Origin of the sequence: Caballeronia eucalypticola (assembly GCF_047608185.1) — a bacterium.
Classification (GTDB): domain Bacteria; phylum Pseudomonadota; class Gammaproteobacteria; order Burkholderiales; family Burkholderiaceae; genus Caballeronia.
The window spans coordinates 1-12338 of record NZ_JBLKRU010000032.1; the positions used below are offsets into that span (position 1 = coordinate 1).

The following is a 12338-nucleotide window of genomic DNA, read 5'->3' on the forward strand; positions in this document are numbered from 1 at the left end:
GGCGGTCTCAAGTCGAAGTGCAACAACTGGTCTAATGTTTAGATGACGTTGCGAGATCCGCTGCTTTTAGTGTCGCGGCAAATACCTCGAAGGGTGAATGAAACGCATGCGTAGCACGAGGGCGGTTGTTCAAGCTGTCTGCAATGACGTCGAGGTCGGCCTGACTATGGACGGAAAGGTCGGTGCCTTTGGGCAAGTACTCGCGCAACAGGCCGTTGGTATTTTCACAAGTTCCTCGCTGCCACGGGCTGTGTGGATCGCAAAAATAGACATTCACGCCTGTTTGAGCGGCAAGTTCTTGATGCCGTGAGAGTTCACGCCCCTGGTCGTAAGTGAAGCTGTGACGCAAGTGCTCGGGGATCGAGTTGAGCTTGGCGGAGAAGCCAGCCAGTGCAGATTCGGCTGTGGCATCGTCCATCTTAGCCAGCAGCACTAGACGGCTGGTTCTCTCCACCAACACGCCCACTGAAGAGCGATTGCCTTCGCCTTTAATGAAGTCGCCCTCCCAGTGCCCGGGCATCACGCGATCCTCTATTTCAGGTGGGCGCACGTGAATGCTGACCATATTTGGAATTTGCCAGCGGCGATCACTACCCCGTGTCCGCGACATACGGGCGCGATGAGCACGACGCAAACAAGCAATGAGTTGACGCCGTAGTTCGCCGCCTGGGTGGGCGTAGATAGTGGTGTAAATCGTTTCGTGCGAGACCTGCAAAGTCGGATCGTTTGGGAACATACGCTTGAGGACTCCAGAGATTTGCTGAGGCGACCAACGCCACTCCAGCAGCGTGAGGACGACCCTCCAGCAAGCGCTGTGAGGCCCGAGTTTGGGCGCGACCGCACTGTTGGATCGTCGGGCCGAACTGAGTGCGTGCGCCGCTGCTGGGACATAACCAAGCACAGAACTATTGCGCCTGAGTTCGCGGCTAAGGGTAGAGGCCGAGCGCCCGAGTATTCGGGCCATGGCCCGAATACTAGAACCCCGTTGACGTAGGCTCGCAATCTCCAAACGTTCCTCAGCTTGCAACTGCTCGTACTGATTTGCTTTATGCATTACAACACCTTATACGCTTTGGTGTTGCGCTTCAATTTTGAGCCCGCCCAGTATGAGGAAGTTGAGCAAATGGCGTTATGCCTTGCTGCCGGTCGCGTTGGCTTGTCAGCAAGCGCATGCGCAATCGAGCGTCACGTTGTATGGCGTCGTCGATGAAAGCGTGCGCTACATGACGAACGCTAACAAAGCCGGTGATTCAAGCGTAGCGCTGGGCAATGGCGGCATGACACAAAGCCGTTGGGGCCTGAAGGGCGTCGAGGATCTGGGCGGCGGTTGGTCGACCTTCTTCAAGCTCGAAAATCGGTTCGACATCAATAACGGCCAAAGTGATCCCACGTTGCCCTATTTCAACGAAGCACAGGTCGGAATACGCTCGAGTACCTATGGCCAGGTCATTATCGGTCGTCAGTACAACGTGATGATTGAAGGGATCACCATTGGCGGGTACGGCAGCAATCCCTGGATTCCGTACGACTTCAGCTTCCAGCCCGAGGTGACAATGACCGGCGGGATCTGGACCAGCAATCAGGTTCAGTATCAGTTTCATGCTCACGATCTCATGGTCTCGGCAGGCTATGCGTTCGGCGGTGTCGCCGGTCACACCTCGTATGGCAGCGAGATGGGTTTGGCCGCCGCCTACGCGCCGGCGGGCGGTCCGGTCTCGCTGGGTGGCGCGTATAAGGAATCAAAGGATTCAGTGAATGGCGCCGATTCAAAGTCGTGGACCTTTGGGGGATCGTACACATGGGACAAGACGCGATTTGCGCTGGGGTATATCGTTGATCAGAACGACGCCGGGTTCTCCAACTTTGCTAACGGACCCTTTACGGCGGCAGCGCTGACGGCGCTCAAGTACACCGACTTTTCAAAACGCCGCATGATCATGGGCGGCGTCACGCAGCAGGTGGGCAACGCGTGGCACTTTGCAGCGAACGTGTGGCGCACGCTTCAGGATGGCAAGACTCAGTCGAAGAACGGGTCAGCGTGGCAGTATCAGCTAGTGGGTGACTACAACTTGTCCAAGCGTACGGACGTTTATCTGGAAACAGATTACTCGCAATATCGGGGAGACCTGATCGGCGCGCAATTGCAGGGTGTCAATGGTATCGGGCTGGCTCAGAAGGGCACACAATTGGGCGTTATGGCCGGCTTGCGTCACCAGTTCTAACTTCACTGCCCGCTCGATAAAAAACTGCGGCTCCCGAATTTAACCGGGCGCCGCAGTTTTTTTTAGTCCTTGCATTTCGGAAGCCGGGTCCCCGGAATTGAACCGCTCTCAAACGGAAGGTTGTTGCAGCCGCCGATGCGAGCGTTGCGGATCGAGCAACAAGAATCCTGCTGCGCCCACCAGGATCAATAGCACGCCCGTGGCGCTAAAGCCCAACTCGTACCCTCGATTGTTCGCCACTGCGCCCAGCACCTTGCCCATCGCCGCAGGCGCAATCAAACCCGCCAACGTCGCAATAGAATTCGTGATTGCCAGCATCGCGCCGCGCCGTGAGTCAGGCGTGACCTCGGCCACCAGCAGAGGGCCGAACGTGAAGGCCTGGAGGGCCAGCGCGCTTGCCAGTGCCATCACTGCCACTTTCACGAACGGCGGAGCATCCAGGTAAAGCATGCAGTAAGCCATTCCACTCGCGACGCATGCGCTGCTAATCAGTGCGCCACGCGCGAGCCGCGACGGCACCCCGCGTGCGAGCATTCGATGGGACACCATGGCCAGCGCGAGCCCGATGGGAATTTGCGCCGCCACTTGCAGAGCGAAAAGCCAGCCGGCCTCCGTGGCGCTGAACCCGAGCGCTACCCTAAAATAGCTGGGTACCCAGGTCACGCCTATCGCTATCACCGAATAGCCGACAAGTCCCTGCAACAGCACGCCGATCACGGTCCGGTCAGTGAGGAGCCGCCAATAACTCACACTGGGGCGGACTGGAGCCCAGCCAGCGCGCAGCGCATTGTTGAGCGGCTGACGGCGATGCTTAACGCCCCACGTATCGCCGCACTTATCGCCGCTCTTTCCCACCCCCAGCCAGAGGAGTGTCCACATGACGCCGACCACGCCCAGCGATAGAAACGCTGCGTGCCAGTACCAGCGCTGAGCGATGAAAGTAAGCACCGGCCCGGCCAGGATGATGCCGGTTGTGGCGCCTTGCTGGACGATGGTGGTTGGCAGCGCGCGTTCATGATCCTCGAACCAGGTGTACACAACGTGCAGCGCGAGCGGTGACGCCGGCCCTTCTCCCGCGCCGAGCAGGATCCGGCACGCCAGCAGCACGGCGAAGCTGGTGGGCCACGCTAGCGGCAACTGCGCGACGGCCCACACGAGCGCCAGGCCCGCCATCAGCCACTTCACGTTGAGCCGGTCGGCAACCAGCCCGACGCTGATCCCCGATAACGCGAATAGCAGGAAAAACGCACTTCCGATGATTCCAAATTGCGTATGCGTCAACTGCATGTCGTGCATGAGCGGCAGCGCGACGAGACCCAACACGGCTTTGTCGGCGAAATTGATCGCCATGAAGAGAAAGAGCGTCGCCACGATCACCCAGCGTCGATGGCTTGTTGTTGCCGTGGGCGCAGAGCCGTCCAGCACGAATCTGGATTCTTTTACTTCAAACATCTCATGCTCCTGAAAATGTCCTGGCAGTGGGGGCAGCGAGCTTCGTACCCCGACGCGTTACCGATAGCAGAAAATGGAAACGATGGCGGACAAGGCGGGTTTTGGAGCGGTGCGCGATGATGGGGTTTTCAATAACGTCTCCTATGCAGCTCTAATGGTGGCCTGATTCAAGGGGGTCCTGGCCGCTGGTTTGCCGCCCATTTGAGGTGGTATAACGCAATAGTTCAAGTGCAATATCTTTATCGGAACGTTGCAGAAAATGCATGAAATCAATTCGCGTCGACTCGCTCACGTTGTTGCGCTGGCTGAGGAAGGAAGTTTCGCCCGCGCGGCTGGCCGGGTCCACTTGAGCCAGCCGGCGCTGAGCCGCAGCATTCAGGCGCTTGAGGACGAACTGGGCATGAAGCTGTTCGATCGGGCCGCGCGAGGGGTCGCGCTGACGGCTGCCGGCCGCCTCCTGGTCGAGCGCGCGAGGCGGGTTTTGTTCGAAACCCGGTGCATGTTTCGTGATGTCGAGTTGCTTAAGGCGCACGAACTCGGCGAGGTGAAAATTGGCCTCGGACCCTATGCGGCTGTTGTGCTGTTGCCGGACCTGCTGGTCGAGTTTTCACAGCGTTTTCCGAAGATCAAGGTATTGATCGAACTGAGCGAGGGCGAAGAATTGGTGCAAAAACTTCGCGCGGAACGGGTCGATTTCGTGGTGACTGACCGGCGCGTTCCGCCCGTCGCGCCGGATCTGGCGTTGCACCGGTTGCCGCGTCATGAAGGCGGCTGGTTTGCGCGGCCGGATCATCCACTGCTCGCGCGCGGCCCGGTGCCGCTCTCCGCGTTGCGGGAGTTTCCTCTCGTTTCCGTGTCGCTGCCCGGGTTCATGAAAGATGCGCTGCATCGCCTGCTCAAGTACCGCGCGCACGAGGAAATTCCGTTGCAAGTCGAGTGCAATGACGTCGCGGTGCTCAAGGAGGTAGTGGCCAGAACGGACGCGGTTTTGTTCGCAACCGCCTCGGCGGTCCGGCGCGACCTGGAGCTTCGGCGTCTCGCGCGCATCCCGCTTACGCATCCGCCGAAACTGAGCCTTGAGTTCGCACTGGTGTCGCTGGCTGAGCGAACGCATTCTCCAGCCGCCAGCGCGGCGCTGGCGTTGACCGAGGAAGTCATGAACGTTACCAATACGGCCGCGCGAGGCATGATGTAAATCGTGAAGTCGCCGGGCGGCAGGCATAGGGCTTTCCCTTGGCCGGGTTGACAAAGCCCGGGTGTTCGCCGAGGATCCGGAATCCCGATTCCGTTTTTATGCAGCATCGCTTACAAAACCCCATGTCCAGACCCGAACCACGAAGCCGCGCAGCAGTTGAATCGTCTCTCGCCGTACCACGGCAGGCGCGCAGTCAGATCGGGCTGGAAAAGATGCTTCAGGCCGGCCGCGAGTTGATCGAGGCGAGTGGCAATCTGGACGATCTGTCCATCACGGATATCGTTGAACGCTCGGGTACGTCTATTGGCGCGTTTTATCGGCGCTTCGATAGCAAAGACATGTTTTTCGACGTCGTGCTCGACCGCGCCATGACCGAAGGTCGCGACCGTATTCGCGACTTGGTCGCGAGCGGGTCCGAATGGCGCTCGGGTGACGCACTAGCAGTCGCGAATGCGATCATCGAAATGTACGTGCAGTCGTTTCGCCGCAACCGCGGGCTGTTCCATGCGTCCCTCTTACGCGTGGCGCGGCCGAGAGCGACGTGGGACGTCGTCAAGGAAGCGAACCGCGACGTGCTTGCGTTGATCGTGCCGCCGCTTGTCGCCGCGATCATTAAGGAACGTGGCGCGAAAAAAGTGGATGCAGGGCCGATTGAGTTCGAGGTGCAGGCAGCGCTTCAACTGATCCTGGGGATGCTCGTCAACATCGTCCTGAACAACCCGGGTCCGTTGACGCTGACGAGCCGCCGCCTCGCGCCTTGGCTCAAGACACAATTTTGCCGTTGCCTGATTTTGGCTACTCCATGATTTTTCGCAAAAAACGGAATAAGAATTCCGATTCCGATTTGATTAACAATCACCGCAAGGAGACATCCATGACCCCATGTTGCGCCGGCACATTGCGCCAGCCCGCTTTTGACGCGCCACACATTGGCGAGCCGCTTGATGTCGCGTTCGATGCCGGCGTGAACCTCGCCTTCGCGATTGCCGCGCCCACCGTCCCGCCGCGTTTGACGGAACATTCGAAGCGCATGGCGCAGCGCATCTACCGTGTGGCGGAGCGCGTGTACTGCGCGGTCGGTTATGCGATTGCGAACATCATCTTCGTGGTTGGCGACGACGGCATCGTGGTGATCGACACAACCGAGGCGGTATCGGCGGCAAAACGTATCTATGAGGACTTCTGCGCAATCGATCCGCGCCATGCGCAGTTGCCAGTGAAAGCGGTGGTGTACACCCACAACCACACGGACCACACGGGCGGCGTGCGTGCGTTTGCCAATGAGGCGCAACTGGCCGAGGGAAGTGTCGAGATCATCGCGCATAGTTCGTTGATGGAAACAGTCATCAACAACGCAAATCTTGTCGCGCCTATTCTCGCGGCGCGCTCGGCCTACAGCTTCGGCACCTTGCTGCCCGCTGGCGCGACCGGCAAGGTCAATGCAGGAATCGGGCCGGTGTTGATTGCCGAAGCGGCCAGTTTTCTCGCGCCGACGCATGTCTTCGACGATACGCTGGACATCGTGCTCGCAGGGGTGCGGTTCGAGTTCCGCTATGCGCCATCGGAAGCCGATGACGAGATCGTAATGTGGCTGCCTGAGCTTGGCGTCCTGCTGTCGGCGGAAGTGATCCAGGGCGAGTGTCTCGCGAACGTGCATACGCTGCGCGGCACGCGCTATCGCGATCCGGTGCGCTGGTATCGAACGATTGACATGATGCGTGGCTTCCATGCAATGCACATGGTGCCGGCGCACGGCCGGCCGGTGTCGGGCGAAGCGGCGGTGGCGGAGGTATTGTCCGTGTATCGCGACGCAATCCAGTTCATCCACGACCAGGCGATCCGCCATATGAATCTGGGCCTTACGCAGGACGAACTCGCCGACGCCATTCCGTCGCTGCCCCCACATCTGGCAGGGCACGCGTGGCTGGGCGAGTACTACGGCACGGTCAAGCATTCTGTGCGGCAGGTCTACACCGGACAACTCGGTTGGTTCGACGGCGACCCCGCTTCGCTCGATCCGTTGCCGCGTGGAGAGCGGGCCCGTCGCACGGTCGACATGATGAACGGTGCCGAAGCCGTGCGCGCGGCCGCCCGGGTGGCGCTCGGGGACGCGGACTGGCGCTGGGCCGCCGAGTTGGCCACCTTGCTCGTGCGACTCGATACAACGGATACCGACGCCCGCACGATCAAGGCGGAGGCGTTGCGAGGGTTGGGGTACCAAACCGAGAACACGAACTGGCGCAACTGGTACTTGAGCGCGGCGCGCGAGCTGGAACATGCCTATGACGAACTGCCGTTCGCGGGCGGCGGCGGATTGGCCTCCATGGACGTGATGCGCGCGCAACCGCTTGGCAACGTGTTGCAGCGCCTTTGCGTTGGCGTTGATCCCGTTCTGTCTGCCGATGTACACATGGTCCTCGCGCTGCGGCTGACAGACCGGGACGCCACGTTCGCGCTCGAATTGCGTAAGGGCGTGCTTCAGGTTCACGAGCGGCCCTGGCCAGACGCTCACCTCCAGCTTTCACTCAATACCGCTGCTTTGTACACGATGCTGCGCGACATCGCGGGCCAGGTGCCGGATCTGCTTCAGGACGGGACCGTTGTTCTGGAGCGCGGAACCAGTGATCAACTGCGTATGTATATAGCCTGTTTTGATCGGCCGTCGCGACGCTTGCCCGCGCTAGCGGCACGTTAGACATCGAGGAGCAAAAGAATGAAAAGCACAACGGCAAGAATCTGGTTGGAAGCTTATCCGCCCGGGGTTCCCGCTGATATCGACCCGGCCCGATACCGTTCCCTGCCGGACCTGCTCGACGAGAGCTTTGAGGCGTTTGCGTCACGGCAGGCGTTTGCCTGCATGGGCAGGACGCTGACGTATGCGGAACTCGATGTGCAATCGCGCAATCTAGGCGCGTGGCTGCAATCGAAGGCGCTCGCCCGCGGTGCGCGCGTCGCGATCATGATGCCGAATGTGCTGCAGTATCCGGTGGCAATGGCGGCTATCCTGCGCGCTGGTTATGTGATCGTGAACGTCAATCCGCTCTATACGCCACGCGAACTCGAACATCAACTGGTCGATAGCGGGGCCGAGGCAATTATCCTGCTCGACGCATTCGATCCCGTCCTCCAGGCTGTTCAACACAATACGCGGGTGGCGCATGTCGTGGTGACGTCGATGGGCGAGATGATGGGGGCGTCAGACTCGCTTACGTTGGACGCGCAGGCGCGTACTCCGCGTACCGGTTTCTGGGACGCGTTGGCGCAAGGTGCCCGCAGCCCGTTTGTGCGGGCCGACCTCAAGCCGGATGACCTGGCGGTGCTGCAATACACCGGTGGTACAACGGGCGTTTCCAAAGGGGCGATGCTGCTGCATCGGAACCTGATCGCCAACGTGCTTCAGAGCGAAGTGTGGCGCGAGCCGGTGACCCGGAACCGCCCCGATGCCCGTCCGATTGTCACTGTGGCCGCGTTGCCGCTGTATCACATCTTCGGACTGACGGTGTGCGCGTTCCTGACCATGCGCGCCGGCGGACTCGGTATCCTCATTCCGAACCCGCGCGACATTCCCGGCATGATAAAGGCGCTGCAGGGCTACGCGATCAACTCGTTCCCCGCCGTCAACACGCTATATAACGCGCTGTTGAACGACCCCGGTTTTGCGACGCTCGATCTGTCCGGCCTGATGCTTGCGAATGGCGGCGGCATGGCGATCCAGCAAGCAGTGGCCGCGCGCTGGTATGAGCGAACGGGCAAGCCGATCCTCGAGGGCTACGGGCTGTCGGAGACTTCGCCATGTGCGACAACCAACCCGTCCAACGGCACTGCGTTTAACGGAACGGTCGGGGTGCCGTTGCCGTCGACGTTCGTTTCAATTCGCGATGACGACGGCCGCGAGGTTCCGCATGGCGAGCCCGGCGAGATCTGCATTTTTGGTCCGCAGGTGATGGCGGGCTATTGGAACCGGCCCGATGACACCGCCAGCGCCATGACGCCGGATGGTTATTTTAAATCCGGCGACATCGGTATCATGGATGTCGCGGCTTCGTGAAAATTGTCGATCGTAAGAAGGACATGGTCATTGTGTCCGGCTTCAACGTTTACCCGAACGAAATCGAGGACGTGGTCGCCTCGCATCCTGGCGTGTTGGAGGTCGCGGCAATTGGCGTGCGCGATGAACATGCGGGTGAGGCGGTGAAGTTGTTTATCGTGCGTCGTGATCCGGAACTTACGGAAGGCGACATCCTGGCGTTTTGCCGGGAGCAACTGACTGGGTACAAGAGACCGAAGACCGTCGAGTTTTGCGACGAACTGCCCAAGAGCAATGTAGGGAAGATCCTGCGGCGTAAGCTTCGCGAGCGGGAAAGTTAGCAAGCGGGTGTTATCGGCTGAGTTTGAATCGGATCAGACTCAGCCGGAAGCGGCCTTCAGAGCCGCGCTCATTAAAGTGTTTGATCCCTTCCAGAATGTGCTCGCTAAGCGAACTCCCTAAGCGCGCTCCCTTCCTGTTTTATTTCACCGGGCAGCGCCATCCGTCCATCAAGCGAATTGGCCGCAATTCATCGCCCTCCCATTGAAGCGCTCGCATTCGCGTGACTTAAGGCACGTATAGAATAGCCGCTTATTCGGCTAAAGCGCTCGGGGGAGCGCTGGCCGTGACGAGCAATATGACACGGCAGTCGCGCATAAAATGAATCGATCCATGGATACGAAAATAGCGCCATTTAGCTTGCCTCGCTGGAGATTCACGACCTGGTTATGTTATTCCGGGTCCGATGTACCCGACGATATCCGGGTCGCGCTGATCGGAAGTCTGTTCGGCACGCTGCCTATTTTTGCGGGCGGCGTGCTTAACACCATCGCCGTCTCCGTGGCTATCGCGCTTCGCGAACCCTCGGCGGCATTCATTGCATGGGTGGTGATAGAAGTCGTTCTGTGCAGCGCGCGGCTGATCTTGCTCGTCGCGGCGCATCGGGCAGCGAGGCGCGGACAACCGACCTACACCGATATCTATCTGCTCCTGGGTGTGCTTTGGGGCGCCAGCGTGGGTTACGGTGCATTTATCAGCATCCTGAGCGCCGACTGGATTGCTGCCACGCTCTCGTGCTTGTCCGCTGCCGCGATGGTAGGGGGCATCTGCTTCCGGAATTTCGGCGCGCCCCGGCTGGTCGGGATCATGATTCTTCTGTCCCTTGGCCCGTGCTGTATTGCAGCGGCAATGTCCAAAGAGCTCATCCTGAGCCTGACGCTGATTCAGATTCCGTTCTACCTCGTCGCAATGAGCATTGCCGCGTTCCGCCTGAATGGACTGCTCGTCTCGACCATGAAAGCCGAACGGGAAAACGATCACCGTGCGCGCCATGACGCGCTGACCAGCCTGCCGAATCGCGCCGGGTTGATCCATGCGTCGCAGACCCGATACAAAACGGTGTCGGACGGCGCGGCGAAAACGGCTGTTCTTTATATCGACCTGGACGGCTTCAAACCCGTCAACGACCAGTACGGCCACGAAGCAGGGGACCTTTTGCTGGTGATGATCGGTGGCCGCCTCAACGCATTGAAAGGGCCGGAGGACATGGTGTTTCGCATTGGCGGCGACGAATTTGTCGTCACGGTTGGCGCGCAAAACTATGAGGAAGCGGCGGCGTTCGCGGATCGCCTGATCAGCGAAATGTCCGCATCGTTTCCATTGACCGCGCATGTCACGGTGAATGTCGGCGCGAGTATTGGCGTGGCGCTGATTCCCGATCACGGCAGCGACGTGCTGACGGCGCTCAATGCCGCCGACAAGGCGCTCAACGTCGCGAAAGCGATGGGCAAATCGCGCTGGAGTTTCGCCTCGTAGAGAGGGCGCTCAATCTTCGCATCTGGAATGTTCGAAGTAAGCTGATTAATACTTAGGCATCCTTGTTTAAGTATGTCCTGGTGCTGCTGCAGTCGATCCATGCTTGACACCCTGGATTTATATCCGGGCGCGACCTATAACACCGTTCAACGCGCTGGTTAAGACATTGCACTTAAGGTCGGCCACAACTGGAAGACGCCGAATCCTGCCCGTTCTTATGACGATTCCCCCTTTGTTATGACCTGTGAATCCTGACACAGGGGAAACTCTCGGCCATCCAAACAGAACCGCTTTAATGGACCGGTATGCGTGGTTATCAACGCTGCCGCTGCGTTAAGGCATTTGCGAAGCTGACCGTCTCACGTGGGACGGCGTGTCGAGCGCAGGCGAGGTCCCGCTTGGCAACGGCGCAGCCTTGATGAAAGTGCTCCGCCGGCCAGCATCGACTTCGCGATAACTCGATTCGTCCGGTCGACCGTCCCGCGCCACTTTTTTATCGCTGGGAGGATTTCATGGACACGCCCATGGAAGTTGTGAAGCGGGCTTATCAAGCGTTCGGGCGCAAGGACATCGAGGCAGTCCTCGAGTGCATCGCGCCGACGGTCGATTGGCGGGTCGTAGGTCCCGCCTCGTTGCCTTTTCCAACGCAGTGCCATACCCGGCAGGAGGTTGGCCAGTTCTTCAAGGAGCTGGATGCGGACGGCGAGATCACGGCGTTCGAACCCCGGGAGTTTATCGACGCGAAGGAGCATATTGTCGTTCTCGGGTTTGTCCGGGTGACGCTCAGCGAAACCGGCAAGCCATTCGAGTCGGAGTGGGTTCACATCTGCACCGTCAAGGACGGCTTGTTGACGCGCTGGATTGAGTTCTTCGATACGGCCGCGCGTTTGACCGCGTAGCGACCGCAAATGCCGCATGGCGCATGGCCCGATCTGGGTCGTGCGCGCTACTTGCTTCTTCGTGGCGGATTCCGCCGGACAATTGTCCGGCGCGTGATAAAAGGCAGCGAGTCGTCGATAAATCGCGCCGCCGCTAAACGATTGCATTCGCCCTATCGGACCTGCGTTCGCTTTCGCCAACCGGCTTCGACCCGCCGTTCAGCCACGCCATCTCCACATGCAGGAGTTCCGACAAGCGGCGGCAGTCCGCGGCTCGCGGCAGAGTGATACCCGCGCGCCACAGCGCCACATCCCCTTCGGTAACACCCAGCGATTTCGCTACGCGTCCGGACGAAAGCCCCGAGCGTTTGATGGTCATGTCGAGCCTGGCCGCGAATGCGCGGCCTAACCGTGTGCTATCGGGGGCGTCGCTGACGTGGTGGTCGGAAAGAGAAGGTGCGTTCATGGATGTCGCAAGACCTGATAAGCGGTGACGGTGGTCGAACGGTGCACTGTACGCGACGAAAGAGTCGTGACGGTGACATTACATACCGCTCACAAATGCTCATGTGTCTGCGACCGTACATAACGCGAAAGGCGCTGCGAGTGATCGCTCCCGGTACGCCTTTTTAATGACGTTTTGATGGCAACCGAACATTGAACGGATGTTTTTCGACACTCCTCTATTCGATGGCACTTCTTCGCAGACAGCCTGTCGAACCGCCCGGCGATGAACGCAATACTGAACG

The 12338-nt window shown here is 59.7% G+C and carries 9 protein-coding genes and 1 pseudogene; 7 read left to right on the plus strand and 3 right to left on the minus strand.

Annotation, left to right across the window (positions count from 1 at the left end):
* Positions 1–31: 31 nt before the first annotated feature.
* Positions 32–1054, minus strand: coding sequence for an IS30 family transposase (locus tag ACMX25_RS28430; RefSeq protein ID WP_414948293.1), 1023 nt, complete (start codon positions 1052–1054; stop codon positions 32–34).
* Positions 1055–1106: 52 nt separating this feature from the next.
* On the opposite strand from ACMX25_RS28430, the gene ACMX25_RS28435 reads away from it, so the two are divergent.
* Positions 1107–2222 (plus strand): porin, encoded by a 1116-nt coding sequence (locus ACMX25_RS28435; RefSeq protein WP_414953328.1) that lies wholly within the window; start codon positions 1107–1109, stop codon positions 2220–2222.
* 108 nt (positions 2223–2330) lie between these two features.
* Here ACMX25_RS28435 and ACMX25_RS28440 read toward each other — a convergent pair whose 3' ends face one another.
* Positions 2331–3674, minus strand: coding sequence for an MFS transporter (locus tag ACMX25_RS28440; protein ID WP_414953329.1), 1344 nt, complete (start codon positions 3672–3674; stop codon positions 2331–2333).
* 259 nt (positions 3675–3933) lie between these two features.
* On the opposite strand from ACMX25_RS28440, the gene ACMX25_RS28445 reads away from it, so the two are divergent.
* From ACMX25_RS28445 to ACMX25_RS28470, 6 genes and pseudogenes are all read left to right on the plus strand, one after another.
* Positions 3934–4869 carry a LysR family transcriptional regulator gene (locus ACMX25_RS28445; RefSeq protein ID WP_414953330.1) on the plus strand — a complete coding sequence of 312 codons (936 nt, stop codon included), beginning with the start codon at positions 3934–3936 and terminating at the stop codon, positions 4867–4869.
* A gap of 122 nt (positions 4870–4991) precedes the next feature.
* Positions 4992–5675 carry a TetR/AcrR family transcriptional regulator gene (locus ACMX25_RS28450; RefSeq protein WP_414953331.1) on the plus strand — a complete coding sequence of 228 codons (684 nt, stop codon included), beginning with the start codon at positions 4992–4994 and terminating at the stop codon, positions 5673–5675.
* 68 nt (positions 5676–5743) lie between these two features.
* Positions 5744–7564: an alkyl sulfatase dimerization domain-containing protein gene (locus tag ACMX25_RS28455; RefSeq protein ID WP_414953332.1), complete on the plus strand. Its 1821-nt coding sequence runs from the start codon at positions 5744–5746 to the stop codon at positions 7562–7564.
* Between the two features lie 18 nt (positions 7565–7582).
* Positions 7583–9237, plus strand: a pseudogene (locus ACMX25_RS28460) (long-chain-fatty-acid--CoA ligase).
* Between the two features lie 331 nt (positions 9238–9568).
* Positions 9569–10711 (plus strand): diguanylate cyclase, encoded by a 1143-nt coding sequence (locus ACMX25_RS28465; protein ID WP_414953333.1) that lies wholly within the window; start codon positions 9569–9571, stop codon positions 10709–10711.
* Between the two features lie 512 nt (positions 10712–11223).
* Positions 11224–11610, plus strand: coding sequence for a nuclear transport factor 2 family protein (locus ACMX25_RS28470; protein WP_414953334.1), 387 nt, complete (start codon positions 11224–11226; stop codon positions 11608–11610).
* A gap of 133 nt (positions 11611–11743) precedes the next feature.
* On the opposite strand, the gene ACMX25_RS28475 is transcribed toward ACMX25_RS28470, so the two are convergent.
* On the minus strand, positions 11744–12055 hold the full coding sequence (locus tag ACMX25_RS28475; protein WP_414953335.1) for a hypothetical protein: 312 nt from the start codon (positions 12053–12055) through the stop codon (positions 11744–11746).
* Between the last annotated feature and the right edge of the window lie 283 nt (positions 12056–12338).